The organism is Pseudoalteromonas sp. NZS71 (assembly GCF_015864715.1).
Taxonomy (GTDB): Bacteria; Pseudomonadota; Gammaproteobacteria; order Enterobacterales; family Alteromonadaceae; genus Pseudoalteromonas; species Pseudoalteromonas arctica.
Map to the genome: position 1 here is coordinate 102771 of NZ_JADYWS010000014.1, position 22013 is coordinate 124783.

Consider the following 22013-nt stretch of genomic DNA (forward strand, 5'->3'; position numbering starts at 1 on the left):
TGGAGTTCCTATGAAAGTTCTCGTACCAATAAAAAGAGTGATTGATTACAACGTAAAAGCACGCGTTAAAAGTGATAAAAGCGACGTTGATTTAACTAACGTAAAAATGGCAATGAACCCGTTTTGTGAAATTGCTATAGAAGAAGCAATACGCCTTAAAGAAGCCGGTACAGCCAGTGAAGTTGTTGCTGTTACTATTGGTCCAAAAGCATCGCAAGAGCAATTACGCACAGCATTAGCACTGGGTGCCGACAAAGCCATTCACATCGAAACCGATGAAAAGCTCGAGTCACTCCATATTGCAAAGCTACTCGCTAAAATTGTAGAGCAAGAATCTCCTGAACTTGTCATTTTGGGCAAACAGTCAATCGATTCAGATAATAACCAGACAGGTCAAATGCTTGCTGCGCTTACTAATCGTGGGCAGGGTACATTTGCATCCAAGGTTGTTATTGAAAATGGCAAAGTAAACGTGACCCGCGAAGTTGATGGGGGCCTGCAAACGGTAGCACTTAACTTACCAGCGGTTGTTACGACTGATTTACGCTTAAACGAGCCTCGTTACGCATCACTGCCAAATATTATGAAAGCCAAACGTAAGCCGCTTGAAGTAATAGCAGCTGATTCGCTTGGTGTTGATTTAACACCGCGTATTCAATTAATAAGCGTAGAAGAGCCAGCTAAACGTACCGCAGGAATTATTGTTGAAGACGTTGCACAGCTTGTAGAAAAATTAAAAACAGAGGCAAAGGTGATTTAAATGAAAACACTCGTAATTGCAGAGCACGACAACGGTGCCTTAAAACCAGAAACCTCAAAAACTATTAACGCTGCAGTAAAAATAGGTTTTCCTGTTGATGTACTTATTGCAGGGAACAGCCTAAGCGCAATGAGCTCACAAGTGGCCAGCATTGATGGCGTAGCTAATGTTTTAGTTGCCGATAATAGCGTTTATGAACATCAGTTAGCTGAGAGCATGACCGATTTAGTTTTATCGCTTAGCGACACCTACAGCCACATTGTTGCAAGTGCTACTACAACAGGTAAAAACTTTATGCCACGTGTTGCTGCGTTATTAGATGTTGCGCAAATTTCTGAAATTATCGCAGTAGTGGACGCCGATACATTTAAACGTCCAATTTATGCAGGTAATGCAATCGCAACGGTTAAATCACTCGACAGTAAAAAAGTAATTACCGTACGTGCCAGTAGCTTTGATTTACAAGGTGAGCAATCAGCTGCTGCTATAACAAGTATTGATACAGTGTCTGATTCGCAATTAAGTAGCTTTGTAAGTGTTGAACAAACAGAGTCTGAACGACCTGAACTTACGGCTGCCACTGTGGTTATATCGGGTGGTCGCGGTATGCAAAACGGTGAAAACTTTGCACTACTTAATGGTATTGCCGATAAACTCGGTGCTGCGATTGGTGCGTCGCGTGCAGCAGTTGATGCAGGCTTTGTACCTAACGACATGCAAGTAGGGCAAACAGGTAAAATTGTAGCGCCTAATTTATACATTGCAGTAGGGATTAGCGGTGCTATTCAGCATTTAGCCGGCATGAAAGACTCAAAAGTAATTGTCGCGATTAATAAAGACCCAGACGCACCTATTTTTCAAGTTGCAGATTACGGTCTAGTGGCTGATTTGTTTGAAGTACTGCCACAGCTCGAAAGTGCTTTATAGCGCTTAATTAAGCAAAATATATTCTGGTTGAAAGCCGTGGTGTCCTTTGGGTATCATGGCTTTTTTTGTTTTTATAATAACAATTTGTTAGATAAGGGGGATCGATGGACAGCAGTGATATTGGATTAACTATTGCTTCAACTTTTATGTTTTTATTTTCATGTGTGTGGACCGCTCTCGCTTGGGGTTTTAGCGTTCATGAGGTTAAGCAACAGCAAAGTTCAAAAATCCATATGGCTGCAAAAATTTCTTGGTATGGGATGTTCTTAGTTCATGTATTTTTACTATTCTTACTCTGGTTTTCTAGCTTTACAAAGGGAAGTCTGTTTTTAACCTTGTTTGCATCACATATAAGTTTTTACTTATTTTTTGTAAAAAATCTTAAATAGAAATATATTAGACACAAAAAAACCAGCCAATTGGCTGGTTTTTAGTATTTATAAACGACTTACTGAATATTAGTAAGTGGCGCTGCCTTTAGTACGTGGGAAGGCAATAACGTCACGTACGTTGCCCATACCTGTTACATAAGCAACTAAGCGTTCAAAGCCTAAACCAAAGCCTGAGTGTGGCACGCTACCGTATTTACGTAAATCGCGGTACCAGCTGTAATCTTCTTTGTTTAAGCCCATTTCTTCTAAGCGTGCATCAAGTACATCAAGGCGTTCTTCACGTTGTGAACCACCAATGATCTCACCAATACCGGGTGCTACAATGTCCATTGCGGCAACGGTTTTACCGTCTTCGTTTTGGCGCATGTAGAATGCTTTAATGTCACGTGGGTAGTTTTTAATAACTACCGGTGCTTTAAAGTGTTCTTCAGCTAAGTAACGCTCGTGCTCAGATTGTAAATCTACACCCCATTCAACAGCGTACTCAAACTTTTTACCACAGTTTTTAAGGATCTCTACTGCTTCAGTGTAATTTACCTGCGCGAAGTCTTTTTCTACAAATTCTTCTAAACGCGTAATTGCAGTTTTTTCTACACGTTGTGCAAAAAATTCCATGTCATCACGACGCTCTTCAAGTACGGCTTTAAACACATACTTAAGCATATTTTCAGCAAGTTTTGCGACGTCTTCTAAATCAGCAAATGCAACTTCTGGCTCTACCATCCAAAATTCTGCAAGGTGGCGAGATGTATTTGAATTCTCTGCACGGAATGTTGGGCCAAACGTGTAAATTTTTGACATTGCAGAAGCGTAAGTTTCGCCATTTAACTGGCCAGATACAGTAAGAAATGCTTCTTTACCGAAGAAATCTTCGCTGTAATCAACTTCGCCTTTGTCTGTAAGCGGTAAGTTTTGCATATCAAGCGTAGACACACGGAACATTTCGCCAGCGCCTTCACAGTCACTTGCCGTAATAATTGGCGTGCTGATCCAGTAAAAGCCTTGCTCGTGGTAAAAACGGTGAATAGCTTGTGCTAAACAGTTACGTACACGAGTTACCGCGCCAATCATATTTGTACGAGGGCGAAGGTGAGCGTGCTCACGTAAGTACTCAATGCTGTGGCGCTTTGCCGACATTGGGTATGAATCTGGGTTTTCTACCCAACCTAATACAGTCACTGTATTAGCTTGAATTTCGTAAGATTGACCCTGACCAGCAGATTGTACTAAAACACCAGTAACCGACACAGAACAACCGGCTGTTAAGCTAGTAACTTCATCATAATTATTCAGTGAATTAGGAACTACCGCTTGAATAGGATCAAAACACGAACCGTCATGAACGGCTAAAAATGAAATTCCTGCTTTTGAATCGCGGCGAGTACGGATCCAGCCCTTAATTGTTACTTGGCTGTCTACCGCAACATTGCCTTTTAATAGCTCTGAAATCGCTAAATGGCTCATCTTCACTCCAATGATATAAGTTGCCTAACTATTTTATTTTAACTGTGCGCAACACTCGGGCATAAATTGCACATAAACGGCGCTGCACTTGAACCCTGTATCTTACCTAGTAAAGTTGAATAAAAAAACTATTGTGGGCAACTCTTTAAAAGTTTTTATGCATGCGGTTTATTTTTAAACAGTTTTTAGAGTTTAATTGCTACTATTATGATTTGTTGCTCTTAAATTTAATGATTTTGTGGCATTATTAACAAACAAATCAAATTAATATTTATTCACACTTAAAAAATCGATGCTATGAAACAAGTTTTTATTTTACGAGGACTACCAGGAAGCGGTAAGTCTTACTACGCGCAAAGCCTTGCTGACGAATTAGGTGGAGTTGACGAAAGCCAATACCTAATCTGCTCAACTGATGATTACTTTATTAATGAGCAGGGCGAATATCATTTCGATAAATTTAAATTGTCGCAATTTCATAATTTAAATTTAGCGCGCTTTATAAATGCACTTGCTCAAGGTATGCCATTGGTGATTGTAGATAACACCAATATTAAAAAGTGGGAATTTATAGCTTACACCCAAGCTGCTGTTGCTTTAGGTTATCAAGTAAAAGAAGTGATAGTGGGTGAAGTGAAAGACAAATCAATGCAGCACTTATATGCTAAACGTAACTCGCATAATGTCCCGCTTAAAACCATAAGCAAAATGGCCTACATGTTTGAGTGGTAGTGCTTCGAATTTAGTTAGTAACATACATAGCAATACCTATTAAAAAGCCCATATATATGGGCTTTTTGGTTTATGTAAGTAAAAAAGTAGTTAAGCTTCTTGTTTATAAACCGCTAGTGGGTGCGATGTACTTAGTGATACATGCACTTCATCGCCTGGGTTTACCACAACTTCATGGCTTACTCGGCTAGTTACAACCGTAGAGCACGCAAGTTTTACAGCGCACAAGCGACTGCCACCTTCAAAACGTACCCAAATTACTTCGCCGTTATTGCCAACACTGCTTTGAACAAGTAACACATCGTCTGGTCGAAGTAGTACATCAACGTCGCCACTTTCACAGTCAACGCCATGAGCGGGCGCATTACCAATTGAGGTAGTGGCTTGTCCTTGGCTAAATTGGCCGCTAATAAAGCTGGCTTCACCTAAAAAGCGTGCCACAAAGCGATTATTTGGGGTACTAAAGCAGCGCTCGGGTGTATCGATTTGCTGAATTTTGCCGCCTTTAAGTACACCAACACGATCGCCAACCGAGAGTGCTTCTTCTTGGTCGTGTGTTACCCAAATCGCCGGTACGCCAGCAGCTTTAAGTGCGTTTCTAATATCCCAACGAAGCATGTCTTTAAGGGCGGCATCTAAGTTTGAAAGCGGCTCATCAAGTAATACAAAATCAGGTTGGTGGGCTAGGGTGCGCGCAAGTGCTACACGTTGCTTTTGTCCGCCAGAAAGCGTTGCTGGTTTTTTATCTCTAAAATCGCTCAGTCCAAGTAGTTTTATCCAATACTCAGCAGGGGCTGTATCTTTTAATCTAAAGCAAATGTTTTGCTGTACGGTTAAGTGCGGAAATAACGCAAAATCTTGAAAAACCATACCTACACTGCGTTTTTCAGGAGGTATTGTTAATTTGGGTGTAGCGCGCCATTTACCTGTGTTTATTTCGCCTTCGCTAATAGGTATAAGGCCAGCAAGGGCTTGTAAAATTGTACTTTTACCACAACCTGTTGGCCCTACAAGCATAAGGATTTCGTTTTCACCCAGCGATAAGTTTAAATCGCTTACTACGCGGTTACTGCCATAATCTATAGACAACTGACTTACAGATAGCATTGTTTCTTAAATCCTTAATGTTCAAACTGGTTGCGTTTTTCGCCAGACATCATAATAGCTAACCCGCAGGCAGATATCACTACTAACAATAATCCAGGAATAGCGGCGCGACCAAAATAGCCCGCTTCGTATACACGCCATAAATAGGTAGAGAGGGTTTCAAACCCTGTTGGGCCAAGTAATAGCGTGGCTTCGAGTTCGCGCATTGACTCTAAAAACACCAGTGCTGCACCGGCAATAATACCGCGCATAGTTAAAGGCAGTGTTATACGAGTAAATACTTCACGTGGACTTGCCCCTAATACGCGCGCAGACTTTACTAAGCTTGGATCTAAGTGTTCGGTGCTTGTTCTAACAGAGCCTACAGCAAGTGGTAAAAACCGCAGCATATAAGCAATAATAAGCAGTCCTAGTGTTTGGTATAAAAACGGTAACTGCAAACCACCGTAAACAAGCGCTGTGCCCATTACTATACCCGGAATACCAAAACCAAAGTAAGTAACACGCTCCATTATACGACCCGCTTTTCCACTCAGTGCGGCATGTGCAACGGGGATCGCAACGATAACAGCTACAATTGCCGCAATACCCGATGCATACGTAGAGTTCCACGCAATATTAAAATCAAATGAGCTAAAACCATCACGAGCTAACCAAAGCGAAAATATAGCCAAAGGCAAGCCAATAGCGAGCAGTAAAACAGGTGCAAACGTAATAAATATTGCACTTAACTGTAGTTTGCTTGGGAATAAAATTAACGGGCGACCTTGGCGCTCAGGGGCTGTTTTTATTTGTGATTCAACTAAAAGTAAAAAGCCAACAATAACCATCAGTTGAAGCGAAAGCATAGCTGCGCGCCCTAACGCAAAGGCGTTGTATTCAACGTAAATTACGCGGGTAAACGTATCTAAGCGCATCATTGCGGGCGTGCCAAAGTCTGATAACGTATAAAGGGCGACTAACAATGAGCCTGCTGCAATACCGTTAACTACGCGCGGTAATATAACTTTAAATATACTTTGCGTCATCGACATACCTAGCGTACGCGCGGCATTAACCATGCTCGCGTCAAGGCTCAGTAGGGATGAGCGAGTTGTCATCATTACAAACGGGAAAGTATAAAGTGTCATTACAATGGCGGCACCTGTTAGGCCATACATTGATGGTGTTTCTATTCCTGTTAAGGTGTTTATTTCGCCACCGGGGCCAAAAGCAGCATAAAGTGTAAACGCGCCAATATAACTGGGGATTGCCAGTGGGGCTGCAAATACAACCAGCCAGAGTTTTTTAAATGGCAAATGCACATACGCGCTAATAAACGCCAGTGGCACACCAATTAAAATAGATCCGAGTACCGTTAAACCCATTAACGATAACGTGTTGCCTAAAATTTGAAGATTGTGGGTGTCAAACACTGAGCTTGCATCGCTTGCAAGCACTATTAATACATAAACAGGGGTAAGCGCAACAAGCGCTGCAAGCAGCGCCATTGGATAAGAGGCAGGTATTCTCATTACAATACGCCGCTGCTACGCATCAAATCTATAGTAGGGCGTAAATCAGCAAGGTGTGTTAAATCTACTTTAGGTGGAGAAATATTAGCAAGTGATGGTAGACCCTCAGGTTGGGTAATACCATTTACTAACGGAATTTCGTACGCTTCACTGGCTAAGTAACCTTGTACTTCTTTACTAAGTAAGTAACGCATAAAGTTAGTAGCAAGCGGATCGTCGTTAAGGGCTAATACACCCGATGCATTAACTAAACAGCCCGCATCATTTTGTGTAAATGCTAAATCAAGCTTGGCATCAGGCTTGCCTGATTTTAAACGCAATGTGTAATAATGATTAGCAAAACCAATATCAACTTCACCGCGTTCAACGCCCATAACAACACCTAATTCACCAGCGTATGTTTTAGCACGTTTTTTAATCTTTTTAAGCCACTTAGCAGTTTTGTCGTCGCCTTCTAAAATTCGCATTGCGGTTACAAACGATTGAAAAGAAGCGTAGGCGGGCGCCCAGCCAATACTTAAATCGCTGTCGGCAATTTCCATAATACTTGTTGGAATTTGATCTTTGGTCAAACGCGACGTGTTATATGGCAATGTACGAATACGGCCAGTTACTGGAGCCCACTCTTTATATCTAAATTGTGGTTGTAACTGAGCAGATAAATCACCTGGGATAGGTTGTGCAAGGCCTGCATCGGTTACTAAACCAATCGCGCCTGAATCAACCGCCCAAAATAAATCAGCGCGGCGAACGCCGGCTTTAGCTTCTGCAACAATCGTATTTGCTAAAGCAGCAGTAGGACCTCGGCGTATACCGAGTTTAAAGTCTGGATTTTTTTTCTGGATTGCTTGTAATACGTTTTCATACAAACCACCTTCGCCTCGGCCTAAATAAAGGGTTAACTCGCCTTTAAGCTTTGGTAAATCATCAACAGAAACTGGGTTTGCTATATCAGCGGCTAGCGCACGAGAAAGAGGCAGTGGCAATGAGCCAACCACCCCTAACGCAGCTAGGCCTTGAATAAAGGTCCTACGCTTCACTTAAAATACATCCTTACGGGCTTTTTCGGCTTTTTCTATTAAAACCTTAGCGCGGTCTAATTTTGTTTGCATATCACTGATCACATCGCGTACTTCATCTACGCTTTTGCTGTTTTTAATTGCTAGTGGCAGTGTTACGTTAAAGTCTTTTTCCAGCACTTCAACTAGGTTAGCGTCTTGTTCTATAAGTGTACCTTCAACGCCTTCAAACAGGTGTAGATAAGTATCGTGAACAATTTCAGTTGCTTCGTCTTGTAAACGCTCAGCAAATTTAGCTACTACACGGTCTAATTTGTGCTTAATTTCATCAATTGTGGCACTTTGTGTCATTTCTTTTGTAGCGGTTGCTTTTACAGTGTCTAACAAGCCTTTTTGCTGGAATTTTGCAGCAAGCTTAACAGCCCCAAGGCCTTGCCACAAGGCTATGTTCATCGCTTTTTGTTGTTTACGAACTTCCTCAGCAGGCTGTTTATTATCAATGGCCATTTTTACGCCATAAAGACCCTGCCAAATAGAAGCGTATACTGGTACAAAGTTAGTTTCTATTGCGCTGTGAAACTTAACTGATTCCCAGTATTCAATTAAATCATCAGTTTTTACAGATTTTGCGCCTTTAGTATCGTAGTCGCTTACCATGGTATCAACTTTGCCTACCATCCATTCTACTTCTTCTGCGTAACTTTTAAGGTTAGCTTGAAGATGATTAACATGCTCGCCAATAGGGCCGTTAGCTAATACCGGTTGAGCCATAAACGCCGAGGCTAGTAAAAGGCTTGCACCTAAAGTTTTGGCTGGTTTAAATAGTAATTTCATAGCAAAGAAGTCCAAAAAGGTAATTGTAAATGATAGACATTATCATATAGCTAATAGTTAACGAGATCAATAACCACAAACTCGCTTAATAGATAAAAACACTAAATGTAGCGGTAGGTTACAGTAAATAGCGCTATAACCTGTAAGATTAGGGCGTGTTGACCTTTGCGGATTGAAATTTGTTCAATCTAGGGACGATTAAATCGCGGCGCGAGGTTTGTAACCTAGTGGGCTAAGTAAAAACCGAGTAACAAAGAGTTTATCGTCCCTAGAAAGAACCCAAAGGGCAGCGCATGTTTGTCATTTATGCTGCGTTATCGCCTATTTATGGGGAATAACCACACTACATAGGCTCTGCCTTGCCTAAAAACCAAACATACTGCTGCAAATTCACCTACCAAAGATCAACACGCCCTAGCTATTAAGCGTAATGCTTGCCTTCAATGGCATTATAAATGGCATCACACAGTGTTTTTATACTGGTGTCGTCACTTATATACGGTGGCATAAGGTAAATTAGTTTACCGAATGGGCGTATCCATACGCCTTGCTCTACAAAATAAGCCTGAATTTTAGCAACATCAACATTGCCAGCAGCCTCGTTTAGTTCAACAACGCCTATTGCACCTAAGGTACGCACATTGGCAACCTCATTTAGTTCACTGCATTTATTAAGTTGTTGTAGCTGGGTGTTTATTTGCTTTATTCGTTGTTGCCAGTTTTGCTCAAGTAATAAATCAATACTTGCGCAGGCCGCAGCACAGGCAAGCGGGTTACCCATAAATGTAGGGCCGTGCATTAAAACACCGGCTTCACCTTCGCTTATGCCAATGGCTATTTTATCGCTAGTGATAGTGGCCGATAGCGTCATTGAGCCGCCAGTTAATGCTTTACCAATACACATTATATCGGGCTCTATATTGGCGTGCTCTACGGCAAATAATTTACCTGTACGGCCAAAGCCTGTGGCAATTTCGTCGCAAATTAGCAGTACATTATATTGGGTGCACAACTTACGCACGCAGGCTAAATAATCGGGGTGATAAAAGTTCATACCACCCGCGTTTTGTACAATAGGCTCAATGATAAAGGCGGCAACTTGGCTGTGGTTTGCTTTAAAATATTCTTCAAGCTCTTGGGCTTCTGCCTGGTTAAATTTGCTCCCAAATTGACTAACCGGTGCAGGTACAAAAACGTGTTCAGGTAAAAAGCCGCTATACAAATTATGCATTGAGTTAACGGGGTCGCATACGCTCATGGCTGCAAAGGTGTCGCCATGGTAGCCCTTGTAAGGCGTCATTAGTTTTTGTTTTGTCGTAATACCTTGGCTTAACCAATATTGCAGCGCCATTTTTATTGCTACTTCAACACTTACCGATCCGCTGTCGGCTAAAAACACTTTAGTTAAACTAGGCGGCGTTATATTTACTATTTTTTTGCACAGCTCTACCGCGCTGTTATGCGTAATACCGCCAAACATAATGTGGCTCATATTATTAATTTGCTCAATCATGGCGTTATTTATAACAGGGTTATTATAGCCATGTATGGCGCTCCACCACGAGGCCATGCCATCGATTAATTGCTCACCAGTTTCGAGGTGAATAATATTGTGGTTTGCATGTGTAACAGGGTATACCGGAATTGGCTTAGTCATAGATGTATATGGGTGCCAAATGTGCTCACGATCAAAATCAAGGTCAATCGTATTCTTTTTAATCATATGTAAACTTTAACTTGGTGGGCTTCGTTGACAATGTTACTTCAACTCGTAGACTAAGCCAATATCACCGCTGAGAAAAAATAAGAGAGTATTATGGAACTTGCACCTGTTCGTCACGATTGGACCCACGATGAGGTTAAAGCATTATTTGAAATGCCATTTAACGACTTACTTTTTAAAGCCGCCTCGGTTCACCGTGCTAACTTCAACCCAAATGAAGTGCAAATTTCTACGTTGTTATCAATTAAAACAGGCGCTTGCCCAGAAGATTGTAAGTATTGCCCGCAGTCGGGGCACTACCGAACAGATTTAGAACGTGAACGCTTGATAGAAGTAGAAAAAGTAGTAGAGCAAGCGCGCCTTGCAAAACAAAAAGGCGCGACCCGTTTTTGTATGGGCGCTGCATGGTCAGATCCAAAAGACAGAGACATGCCATACATTTCGCAAATGGTTAAAGAAGTAAAAGAGCTAGGGTTAGAAACCTGTATGACGCTGGGTAAACTCACAAACGAAAAAGCTCATGAGCTTCGCGACGCGGGGCTTGATTACTATAATCACAACCTTGACACGTCACCTGAGTATTACGAGCAAATTATATCAACCCGTACATTTCAAGACAGATTAAATACCATTGACCACGTACGCGATGCTGGTATGAAAGTATGCTCAGGCGGAATAGTCGGTATGGGCGAGCAAGCAAGCGACCGTTATGGGTTACTGATGCAGCTAGCTAATTTGCCACAACAGCCAGAAAGCGTGCCTATTAATATGCTCGTTAAAGTTAAAGGCACACCGCTTGAAAACGCAGACGATTTAGATCACTTTGAATTTGTACGTACCATAGCAACAGCGCGCATTATGATGCCACACAGTTATGTACGTTTATCGGCAGGGCGTAACGCCATGAACGAGCAAATGCAGTCAATGTGCTTTTTTGCAGGCGCTAACTCAATATTTTATGGCGACAAACTTCTTACCACCGAAAACCCTGACGCTGATGCCGATATGAACCTAATTAAAAAATTAGGCATGAACCCAGAAAAACGTCACGACTATTCAGACGAAGCAGTAGAAGCCTCGCTTTCATCGCAAGTAGCCGACAAAGCAACCTCTGAATTGTTTTACGAAGCGTAGGCTTATATCAATGCCTTTTGATTTTATAAACACGCATCTGCAGGCTCGCCAGCAAGATGCGTTACTTCGTAAGCGCTATGTAGTACAACACGCTACAGCGCGCACCATAACGGTTAATAATAAAACCTACCTTAACTTTGCCAGTAACGACTACTTAGGCTTTGGTGATGAGGCTGTTAACCTTAATGACTCCCACGCGTTAGGGAGTCACAGCTCAGCATTGGTTACGGGTTATCAGGCGCAGCAAAAAGCGCTTGAACAATACTTATGTGAGCAATTTGGTTATGGCGCAGGAATGCTATTTAACTCAGGGTTTAGCGCTAATAGCAGCGTAATTAAAGCGTTGTTTCAAGATAAAGCCGCTGCGCAAAACAGCGCTATTTTTCAAGATAAGTTAAATCATGCAAGCTTGATTGACGGTGCTCTGCATTCTAACGCGGCTTTAGTACGTTTTAATCACAACGACATGAACCATTTACGTTCACGGCTCGAAAAATCAAAAGCGCAAAACAAGCTAATTATAAGCGAAGGCGTGTTTTCGATGGATGGCGATACCGCGCCTCTTAAAGAATTACTCGCACTTGCAAAACAGCACAACGCATGGCTAATGATTGACGACGCACACGGCTTTGGTGCATTAGGTAAAACCGGTTTGGGCAGTTGCGAAGCGTTTATTACGCAAACGCTGCCAGATATATTGATCATTACCTTTGGTAAAGCAGTGGCTAGTAGTGGTGCGTGTGTATTAGGCAGTAAACAGTTTATTGATTACATGCTGCAATTTAATCGCGATTACACGTATTCGACTGCTATGTCGCCGCTTATGGCAAGCCACACACTTGCGCGTATTAAAAACATAAAAACAGCCAATGATAAACGCGATAAGCTAAATGCCAATATTGCGTTATTTAAGCAACTCGCTAAAACTCACAATATTGCTGTAATGCAATCAAACACAGCCATACAGCCCATTGTATTAGGCTGCGCTGAGCAAACATTGCAAGCGGCAGATAAACTTAAACAACAGGGTATTTGGCTCACTGCAATCAGGCCGCCAACAGTTGCACATAACACCTCACGTTTACGCATTACTTTAACCGCCGCACATACCGAGCAAGACATAACGCACTTAATTAAGCATTTAGTAGGTGCAATAGCATGACTGCTCAGCCAGTATTAAAAACAGACTTAATGCAAACACAACTAGTAAAACCGTGCCTAGTGGGTAGCGAGTTAAATAAAGAATTGGATAGAGAGTTAAATAAGGAGCTAAGCAAGGAGTTTAAAAAGTCTACACAAAGTAAGTTTTCAAAGGCGGCAGCGCGTTATAACAACCATGCAAATGTACAAAAACACGCAGCAAGCGATCTATTTGCACTCATAAAACCAGGCATTAATAAAAATAAGCTTTGTGTTGATTTAGGCGCAGGCCCACTTGTTAATACACATACCTTACAAAGCGTATTTGCAAGCGTTGTGGCAATGGATTTAAGCTTAAACATGCTGCAAAGTAGTGATTTAACCGCACCAAAAATATGCGCCGATATGGATAACTTACCGCTACAAGCAAACAGTGTTGATGTAATTTACAGTAACTTTGCAGTGCAGTGGTCTGCTAATTTTTCGGCTTTAATGCAATCACTTTACAGCATATTAAAACCAGGCGGGCAGGCGTACATAAGCACTGTGGTAGAGGGCTCACTTAACGAAATAAAAACAGCCTTTGCAGCGCTTGATTCTAACAGCCACATAAATACTTTTAATAGTGAGTTGTATATAAACCAATCAGTCCAAAATGCAGGATTTACTATTAACAGCGCTAAAAAACGTATTTACACCGATGAATATACAACACCTTTAAAAGCTATAGCTTCAATTAAAGTTATTGGCGCTACTACGCAAAATCATACCAATACACGTCAAGGGCTACTTACAAAATCTGCGCTACAAAAAGTATGCAGTGCGTATCCGCTTATAAATAATAAAGCATGTGTGTCTTATCATGTGGTGCTGTTATCATTACAAAAAAGCGATTAATTGCTAAGTTAACCAAAGTTAGATTCAGATCATAAGGCAAAGTAATGAAAGAATTTTTTATAACAGGCACCGACACCGATGCCGGAAAAACCCACGTTACCAGTTTGCTATTAAAGTTACTTGCCCAACATAAAAAACAAGCTATTGGCTTTAAACCCCTTGCTGCTGGCTGCGAAATGGCATTCGATCAACTAGTAAACGCCGATGCTCTTATACTAATGGAAAGCGCAACAGTCAGCGCTAAATACGACGTAGTAAATCCGTTTGCGTTTGCACCACCTATTGCGCCGCACATAGCCGCTGAGCAAGTGGGAGTTAGTATTACTGTAGATAAACTAAGTGATGCTTATAAAGGTGTAAAACAACAGGGAGCTAATTATATACTTACCGAAGGCGCTGGTGGCTGGGCGTTACCTATTAACAATACGGAGTATTTATACGACTGGGTTAAAGCAGAAAAAATGCCGGTAATACTCGTTGTTGGTATGAAGCTAGGTTGCTTAAATCATGCGTTACTAACCGCTGCGCATATGCAAAGTATGGGTATAAACTGCGTTGGCTGGATTGCAAACCAAGTCGATAAAAACATGGACGAGTACCAAGCAAACCTTGATTCACTTAAAGCACGTTTACCGTTCCCAATACTTGCCATAAGCCCATACAGCGAGCAAACTCCTAAGTTACAAATATACAAAAGCTTGCTTAGTGCGTTATCTATAAACACTTAAGCGGTTTTAAAAAAGCTACTTTGTTAGGTAAATCTTGAAATAGTCAGCCTTAGTACACATATAAACCTTTATAAATACAAAGCTTGCTCAAAAACAATGTTACTAAGTTACTAAGGACATAACGACTATATGACGCACCCATTTATTGAAAGCTACGCCCCAGATGCGCACGTAAGCGCCGAGCCAAAAGCACTAAACTATGGCTTACCTAAAAAACGCGTAGGCATAATTGGTGGGGGTACAGCAGGCGCCACAATTGCCATTAGGCTTGCTGCGTTAGGGTTAGAAACTTACGTACTTGAAAAGAAAAAGTCGTTAATTGATGGCCCTCCAATGTGCCATTTGCATGCAGGTGGCAACTTATATCGTGAAATACCCGACGAAGACTGCATAGATTTACTCAAGCAATGTATAGATATAGCGCGTCTTTATCCTCACACCATCGATGTTCGCCCTACAGTATTTGCAGTGCCTAAGCGCGATGACGACTCACCCGAGGATTTATTTCCGCGTTTAAATAAATTAGTAAAAGCCTACAGCGAGCTTGTTGAGCAAGATAGCGCTAACAAAGTATTAGGCGAGCCAGAGCATTATTATCAGTTATATAGTTATGAGCAAATGCTAAAGCTTGCTAAGCAAAAACAAGTAGCGAAGCCCACGTCGTTAGATGAGTGGATGATACCCGTGGCTAAGCATTTAGATTTAAATAAGCTAAAGTTTCCGCTCATTGCTGCACAAGAATATGGCTGGAATATATTTCGTTTATCGGCCAGTGCTCAACTGGCCCTTGCACAGTACAAACACGCTCATGTTTTAACAAGCACCAGTGTTAAAAACGTATCGCCAGTTATAAATACCAATAATGATAAGCAAACACTTAAGTGGCGCATTGAATACCAATCAGAGCCAAGCCTTGATGAACAACCTGATACTTCAACTAATACACAAACAATTGAGGTAGATTACCTAATTAATGCGTGTGGTTTTCAAACCGGTATTATTGACGACCTGGTTGGGGTAGATGTAAAACGCATGGTCGAATTTAAAGCCTCTTACATTACTCATTGGCAAGGTGCTGGTGGGCAAATACCCGAAATAATTATTTATGGAAACCGTGGTACGCCAGAGGGCATGGCGCAGCTAACCCCTTACCCTAATGGTTACTTTCAAATACATGGCATGACTAATAACATTACATTGTTTAATGATGGGTTAGCTGATGCAACGCCAATGAGCGCACAACCTAAACTTCCCAATAAATACCTGCACTATATTAAAAATGGCTGGGATGAAGCAGCTTTGCAAACACGCACCCAAACAGCAATTGATTATGTAGCCGAGTTTGTACCTGCGTTTAAAACTGCTAATACACAAAATAATGCCTTGTATGGCGGGCAACAAATCCCAGGTGATGACGACACCTTGCGCGTAGCCGATGTAAGTTTATATTCGCATATTAATTATGCACGGGCCGAAAATGTTAAAGCATCGTCAACGTTAATAGCGGCAGATCAAATAGTGGGTGAGTTTATAAAATTAGGAATAATAAGCAGCGATCCTGCTGTAAATCATCACCGCAGTACCCACCAATGGTCGTACCTTAAACATAATAGCGGCGAAAAAATTGACGAAGTTGCGCGCATATTGGCACACGAGCGTGGATTTCCAATTGATATGGCAGAGCTAAATCATAGCTTGTAATAAGCTGATTTATAAAGAAACTTCATATTTAAATTTGCTGTAAAACTCTTCCTAAAAAAATTATCAATAAACACATAAATAACACTTGTGTTATGACATAGTTTGTCACAAAATAGCGCTAACGTTATGACATAGTGTGTCATAACGCAGTGATTGCTTTAACCTAATTTAATTTTATGTTCGGTGATCAAAACTATTTTTGTGAGGACAATATGAAACGTGTATTTTTGTTTTTATTAACTAACCTAGCGGTTATGTTGGTATTAGGTGTAGTGCTTTCAATAATAATGAGCGCGCTGGGCTTAAGCCATCGTAGCCTTGGCGGAATTTTACTTATAGCCACCGTATTTGGTTTTGGTGGATCGTTTATTTCGTTATTTATGTCGAAATGGATCGCTAAAAAATCAACAGGCGCGCATGTAATTACGCAGCCTCGAAACGAAACCGAACATTGGCTTGTACAAACGGTATCTGCGCAAGCACAAAAAGCAGGTATTAAAATGCCAGAAGTGGCTATTTACGACAGCCCAGAAATGAACGCTTTTGCAACGGGCCCAAGTAAAAACAACTCATTAGTGGCAGTAAGCACAGGCTTAATGCACAACATGACCAAAGATCAAGCCGAAGCCGTACTTGCCCATGAAGTATCGCATATTGCTAACGGCGACATGGTAACGCTTACGCTAATACAAGGCGTGGTAAACACCTTTGTAATATTTGCCGCAAAAGTATTGGCTGGCATAGTAGATAACTTTATTAATAGCGATGAAGAAGAGGGCGGCAGTAGCTGGACATACTTCTTATTCGATATGTTATTCCAAGTATTATTTGGTGTACTAGCAAGCATAGTGGTTGCTAGTTACAGCCGTAAACGTGAATTTGCAGCCGACAGCGGCGCAGCAAAACTAGTTGGTGCTGACAAAATGCGATCAGCCCTTGAGCGATTAAAGCAAAACCATCCTTCGCAATTAGAAGGCTCAATGATGGCCTTTGGTATTGCAAGTGGCAAAGGCATGGCTGAATTGTTTTCATCGCACCCACCGCTTGATGCGCGAATCGACGCACTACGTAAATAATTAGCTAAATAACGTAATTAGCAAACCTATAAGCCAGCTTAATCGCTGGCTTTTTGTTTTATACCAATTTGCTTATATTCATATCATTAAAGCTATAAATTGTATGGTTTAGCTAAGCGGTAACACCATTTATTTTTTATTGTATTTACCTTCTGATTTATTATTAGCTTACATAACAAAGCCCACTAAGCACCTCAGTAAAAGTATCCATTTTACTATTAAGCCATTATATCCAATAAAAAACCGAGTGAATTTTAACCTTGATAGTTATTGTTAATTAGACTGTAACAGTGTTGGTTTTAGGTTAATTTAATGATGATATATTCACACACACAATATTGAACAGTAAAAATTTAATTTAAACCTTAACTATAACTCATTGGTTTTTAGTTTATCTTTGTGGTTTATCACAAGGGAGATATTAAAATTTGATGAGATATTACAATAATAAAAATAGATGAGTATTTGTTTAATTAAATTAGTTGTAGTCATATTGAATAAAAGTATATTTGAAGTAATGTAAAATACTGCATCATTTTTACTCACTGAGATGACGATTATAACATTTTGCTAAACGACTCATTTATTGCTTTAGTCTAAGGAATAAAAAATGAAAAAATCGATTTTTCGTAACACCGGTTTAGTGACCTTAGTGTCACTATTAATGGCGTGCGGAGGGAGTAATAGCGACGCTGAGGTACCAGAAGTACAAACACCTGAAGTTGTAGTGCCAGAAACGCCAGTACCTGACGCCCCAGAAGCGGCTGAAATAATAAATGGTAGCTTTGAAGAAGACGCGGCAGGGCAAACAACACCAGTTGGAAATTGGGTATTTAGGCCAGATCAAGAATTAAGTGCTTCTTCAACAATAGAAGTAATCGAATCAGAAGAAGGTGTTAATACTTACAAAGGCACTAAAGCGGTTCAGGTTACTGTTAATACATTAGGTGATAACCCTTGGGGTATTGAAATAGCTTATGAGGACATTCCTGTCACCGGCGGTAAAAATTACGAGTTTAGTGTTTGGGCCAAAGGTGAAGTGGGAACCAGTGCCGATTTTTGGATACAGACACCCGCTCCAGATTACGGCCAGCTTAGCCTAGTAAAAGAAACGCTAACAGGTGAGTGGCAAAAAATAACATTAACAGCAGCAACTGCCGAAGCTGACTCATTAGTTAGATTAGCAATTCACTTTTCAAAAGAAGAAAACATTAATAAATCTATATACATAGACGAGTTTTCAGGCTTTATTTTAGACGATGTACCAGCAGAAGAAATACCTGATGTGCAATACAGCGAAGTAACAGCACAAAGTTTAAAAGCTTTAGCACCTAACTTTAACATAGGCGTTGCCGTGCCTGCGGGCGATTTTGGTAACAGCATAATAGATAGACCAGAAATTAAAACGATTATTGAACAACACTTTAATCAACTATCTGCCGAAAATATTATGAAGCCTACCTATTTACAACCTACCCAAGGCGAATTTTTTTATGATGATTCTGATGAGCTTGTAAACTACGCAAAAGACAACTCACTCACCGTGCATGGCCATGTTTTTGTGTGGCACTCACAAATAGCACCGTGGATGCAAAGTTTTCAAGGGGATAAAGCCGCCTGGATAAAAATGATGGAAGATCACATAACGCAAATAGCCACTCATTTTGAAGAAGAAGGCGCTAACGATACCGTAGTGAGTTGGGATGTAGTTAACGAAGCGTTTATGGAAAATGGTAAATACCGTGGCGAAAAAACCACAAGTGACAGTGCCGATGAATCGGTGTGGTTTGAAAACATAGGTGCTGAATTTTTACCGCTAGCCTATAAAGCCGCAAGAGCTGCCGATCCCGATGCAGATTTATACTACAACGATTACAACCTAATTTGGAACGCCGAAAAATTAGATGCCGTTATATCTATGGTTAACGATTTTCAAAATAATGGCGTGCCTATTGATGGCATAGGTTTTCAATCTCATATTTCACTCAACAGCCCTGATATTTCTACAATACAAGCTCATCTTCAAAAAGTGGTCGATATTCGCCCTAAAATTAAAGTTAAAATTACCGAATTAGATGTTCGAATGAACAACGAAGGTGGCATTCCTTTAACTTACCTAACAAGTGAAAGAGCGGATGAACAAAAGCAGTACTACTACAATATTGTTAAAACCTATTTAGAAACTGTTCCTGAAGATCAACGCGGTGGCATAACTATTTGGGGCGTAATTGACGAAGATAGCTGGTTACAAAACTGGCCAGAGCCTACTACAGAATGGCCACTTTTATTTTTTAACGACTATACAGCAAAGCCAGCGTTACAAGGTTTTGCAAATGCATTAAAAGAGCTAATTGAAGTAGTAGAGCCAACACCTTCATCAGAACTGCTCACCAATGGTGACTTTGAAGCTGGGCTTGATTCATGGCAAGCGCGCGGAAGTACAAATATAACCTTAGATGCAACCCAAGCTCACACTGGCAGTAATAGTGCTTTAGTACAAGGGCGAACTGAAACGTGGAATGGTATTCAAAAAGATGTTAAAGGCTTATTTACAGCAGGTGAAACATATAATGTGTCTGCATGGATTAAGTTATCTGACGATACCAGCACTGTTTCACCAGGGGTAAAACTAACCCTACAAATAGAGCACGCTAGCACTGAGTATCTTGAACTCACGCCCGTTAAAACAGTAAGCGCGGGTAGTTGGGTACAGTTGTCAGGTACCTACACGCATTCAATCACAACACAAGAAAGTGTCGCTTTACTTTATGTTGAATCAAACGAGATCACAGCTGACTTTTATGTGGACGATGTATCACTAACATTACTAGAACAATAATATATTTAAATAAACGTATTTAAGCCTAAATTAAATAGCCCGCATAATTTTATGCGGGCTATTTTTTCATAAGCACTTTTTAATTTAGTATCGGCTGCATATGCGGGTTTAAATACCAAAACCGCATGCACTGTGTTTATATACAGTCATTTGTATTGCTTTATAAAATCGTTACTTTTTTAAGCTATATGTGTTTACGGGGTTACTAGGTACGAGTAAAGTAAAATACTTTAAAGCCAGCAATACTTAACATTTAATACTTAACAAGGATGCTTATTATAGTGGAAAAGGTGCAACACACTAAAGAATGTATTATGTGCTTTAGCGCTATAGATTCACGGGCTAAAAAATGCCCACAATGCACCTCACTTCAAGCCAAATACTCTAACTTAGAAAACAATCCCATTATTATTGGTGCATTAGCACTTAGTATTGTTGGTATTTTTGGGCTTATTTTTTATCAAAATATTTATGTAGCAGGGCTTGAAGATCAAGCACAAAAAAACTTAATCGCTAATGTTAGCCAAATTCATACTAAAAATGAAAACGATGCATTGTATGTTGCATGCATAGGGCAGGTAAAAAACGAGTCAAACTTTTCGTTTAAAAATATAAAGTTTAAGGTCGATTTTTTAACAGATCAAAACACGCTAGTCGATACGCTATCAATAACCGACGAAGACCTACTTATACTTCCTAATGACTCAACAAACTTTAGAGTAAGAGGTATTGCGCAAAAACAAGCGGCCAGTTATAACAATTGCCAAGTAACAATAACCGATGCCTGGGCTTATAAATAAGCTATAAATCACTTACAAATTAATTATTAGCAGTTAGCTAAACCACTCGCTTTTTTGTTTGTAATATTAGTTATTAACTTAAAAGCCACTAAATCCAAAATTTATATAAGCCATTTTCCTAGAGCGATTAAGAATATGGATGATTTATTACTTAAGTAATCGTTTATACACTCCTTGTAACTTGCAAGTGAGGGATCGAAAATGAGCTTGATTGATAAAAGTACAAAGGATTTTGGAAGCATGAGCGTGTTGCTTCACAGCTTAGGAACTGATTGCTACCGCATTGAGTGGAATAGCAGAATGACCGGAGCCTCAATAAGCTTAATTCGTGTTAAAAAAAACGAATATATAGTTGTGCGCAAATGGGCAACCGCCCGCAATATAGATGACGTATCAGCAGAGTTTGATCGAGCTAACCAAGCACTAATTCATTTTTTAAATAATGTTGATGTGATTAAAAGTAAAAACGAAAGTATTGTTGCCGCTAAAGAGCATTGCATAAACTTATTTACCTCAGCTGAGGGCTTAAAACCAATTAGCCATCCGAGCCTACCTACGCCACGCTTACAAGAAGCCATAGGCAAAGAAGTGATTGTAAAATCAAGTTTAGGCAACTATTTAATACGCGGATTCAAATCTGAAGTGCATAACGTTTAGGCGGCTTTAGCCGCCAAGTGATCCTGCATCAATTTTGCAGGCGTTTCAAATCCAAGTGTCTTCCTCGGACGATTATTAAGTTGCTCAAGTACTGGTATAACTTGCGCTGGTGTTACCGCCTTAAAATCTGTGCTCTTCGGCCAATACTGGCGTAGTAATCCATTCGTGTTTTCATTCAATCCGCGCTCCCATGAGTGATAAGGGTGAGCAAAATAAACAGGAACACTTAAAGCCTCTGTGATTTGATCGTGATAAGCGAACTCTTTTCCATTGTCAGCCGTGATGCTATGAAGCGCTGACCTATATGGCCTTAATAGTTCTATCGTCGCCGCAGTGACGGCTTGTGCTGTTTTGCCTGCCACCTGAGTTGATACAGTGAATTGGGTGACCCGCTCTACAATGGTAACAAGGGCGCCTCGATGACCTTTACCTATGACGGTATCTATTTCCCAATCTCCGATACGACCTTTCTCATCAACTATTTGTGGACGTTCTTCAATGCTAACGCGATTTTTTATTTGCCCTCGGTTTGTTTTACCATGACTGCGCTTGTGATATTTCTTACCGTG

Annotated in this window: 20 protein-coding genes; 13 read left to right on the forward strand and 7 right to left on the reverse strand. The window is 40.6% G+C overall.

The features are described 5' to 3' along the window. Nucleotides 1-10: 10 nt before the first annotated feature. The 3 genes from I6E85_RS11070 (at nt 11) to I6E85_RS11080 (ending at nt 2076) form a co-directional block, all read left to right on the forward strand. Nucleotides 11-760, forward strand: coding sequence for an electron transfer flavoprotein subunit beta/FixA family protein (locus I6E85_RS11070; RefSeq protein ID WP_024589218.1), 750 nt, complete (start codon nt 11-13; stop codon nt 758-760). Next, complete coding sequence (locus I6E85_RS11075; protein WP_024589219.1) at nt 761-1687, forward strand: electron transfer flavoprotein subunit alpha/FixB family protein; 927 nt, start codon at nt 761-763, stop codon at nt 1685-1687. It abuts the gene before it with no gap. A gap of 104 nt (nt 1688-1791) precedes the next feature. Next, a complete protein-coding gene (locus I6E85_RS11080) occupies nt 1792-2076 on the forward strand; it encodes a hypothetical protein (RefSeq protein WP_024589220.1) in 285 nt (94 codons plus the stop codon). 69 nt (nt 2077-2145) lie between these two features. Here I6E85_RS11080 and asnS read toward each other — a convergent pair whose 3' ends face one another. Next, the gene (asnS, locus tag I6E85_RS11085) at nt 2146-3543 is read right to left on the reverse strand and encodes an asparagine--tRNA ligase (protein ID WP_024589221.1); all 1398 of its coding nucleotides are present in this window, start codon (nt 3541-3543) and stop codon (nt 2146-2148) included. Between the two features lie 297 nt (nt 3544-3840). On the opposite strand from asnS, the gene I6E85_RS11090 reads away from it, so the two are divergent. After that, complete coding sequence (locus I6E85_RS11090; protein ID WP_007586798.1) at nt 3841-4275, forward strand: ATP-binding protein; 435 nt, start codon at nt 3841-3843, stop codon at nt 4273-4275. A 90-nt stretch (nt 4276-4365) separates the two neighbouring features. Here I6E85_RS11090 and I6E85_RS11095 read toward each other — a convergent pair whose 3' ends face one another. From I6E85_RS11095 to bioA, 5 genes are all read right to left on the reverse strand, one after another. Further along, the gene (locus tag I6E85_RS11095; RefSeq protein WP_024589222.1) at nt 4366-5382 is read right to left on the reverse strand and encodes an ABC transporter ATP-binding protein; all 1017 of its coding nucleotides are present in this window, start codon (nt 5380-5382) and stop codon (nt 4366-4368) included. A gap of 14 nt (nt 5383-5396) precedes the next feature. Next, complete coding sequence (locus tag I6E85_RS11100; RefSeq protein WP_024589223.1) at nt 5397-6896, reverse strand: iron ABC transporter permease; 1500 nt, start codon at nt 6894-6896, stop codon at nt 5397-5399. Beyond that, nucleotides 6896-7936 carry an extracellular solute-binding protein gene (locus I6E85_RS11105; RefSeq protein WP_024589224.1) on the reverse strand — a complete coding sequence of 347 codons (1041 nt, stop codon included), beginning with the start codon at nt 7934-7936 and terminating at the stop codon, nt 6896-6898. The genes I6E85_RS11100 and I6E85_RS11105 overlap by 1 nt, the downstream gene beginning before the upstream one ends. After that, entirely contained in the window at nt 7937-8749 is an 813-nt protein-coding gene (locus I6E85_RS11110; RefSeq protein WP_024589225.1) for a hypothetical protein, read from the reverse strand. 421 nt (nt 8750-9170) lie between these two features. After that, nucleotides 9171-10472, reverse strand: a complete 1302-nt coding sequence (gene bioA, locus I6E85_RS11115; protein ID WP_024589226.1) for an adenosylmethionine--8-amino-7-oxononanoate transaminase — start codon at nt 10470-10472, stop codon at nt 9171-9173. A gap of 93 nt (nt 10473-10565) precedes the next feature. Between bioA and bioB the strand changes: the two genes are divergently transcribed. From bioB to I6E85_RS11160, 9 genes are all read left to right on the forward strand, one after another. Beyond that, on the forward strand, nt 10566-11606 hold the full coding sequence (gene bioB / locus I6E85_RS11120; RefSeq protein ID WP_197236966.1) for a biotin synthase BioB: 1041 nt from the start codon (nt 10566-10568) through the stop codon (nt 11604-11606). A 10-nt stretch (nt 11607-11616) separates the two neighbouring features. Beyond that, the gene (locus I6E85_RS11125; protein ID WP_024589228.1) at nt 11617-12768 is read left to right on the forward strand and encodes an 8-amino-7-oxononanoate synthase; all 1152 of its coding nucleotides are present in this window, start codon (nt 11617-11619) and stop codon (nt 12766-12768) included. After that, nucleotides 12765-13643: a methyltransferase domain-containing protein gene (locus tag I6E85_RS11130; RefSeq protein ID WP_024589229.1), complete on the forward strand. Its 879-nt coding sequence runs from the start codon at nt 12765-12767 to the stop codon at nt 13641-13643. Before I6E85_RS11125 ends, I6E85_RS11130 begins: the two co-directional genes overlap by 4 nt. Nucleotides 13644-13687: 44 nt before the next feature. Then, nucleotides 13688-14371: a dethiobiotin synthase gene (bioD, locus tag I6E85_RS11135; RefSeq protein WP_024589230.1), complete on the forward strand. Its 684-nt coding sequence runs from the start codon at nt 13688-13690 to the stop codon at nt 14369-14371. Nucleotides 14372-14500: 129 nt separating this feature from the next. Then, nucleotides 14501-16072, forward strand: coding sequence for an FAD-dependent oxidoreductase (locus tag I6E85_RS11140; protein ID WP_024589231.1), 1572 nt, complete (start codon nt 14501-14503; stop codon nt 16070-16072). A 212-nt stretch (nt 16073-16284) separates the two neighbouring features. Beyond that, on the forward strand, nt 16285-17148 hold the full coding sequence (htpX, locus tag I6E85_RS11145) for a protease HtpX (protein WP_007586783.1): 864 nt from the start codon (nt 16285-16287) through the stop codon (nt 17146-17148). A 610-nt stretch (nt 17149-17758) separates the two neighbouring features. Further along, entirely contained in the window at nt 17759-19987 is a 2229-nt protein-coding gene (locus tag I6E85_RS11150; RefSeq protein ID WP_024589232.1) for an endo-1,4-beta-xylanase, read from the forward strand. 281 nt (nt 19988-20268) lie between these two features. Next, nucleotides 20269-20787, forward strand: a complete 519-nt coding sequence (locus I6E85_RS11155) for a hypothetical protein (protein ID WP_024589233.1) — start codon at nt 20269-20271, stop codon at nt 20785-20787. 201 nt (nt 20788-20988) lie between these two features. Further along, complete coding sequence (locus tag I6E85_RS11160; protein WP_231621047.1) at nt 20989-21444, forward strand: hypothetical protein; 456 nt, start codon at nt 20989-20991, stop codon at nt 21442-21444. On the opposite strand, the gene I6E85_RS11165 is transcribed toward I6E85_RS11160, so the two are convergent. Further along, nucleotides 21441-22013 (reverse strand): IS30 family transposase (locus I6E85_RS11165; protein ID WP_197236967.1); only part of this gene is annotated, 573 nt, incomplete at its 5' end. The genes I6E85_RS11160 and I6E85_RS11165 overlap by 4 nt on opposite strands.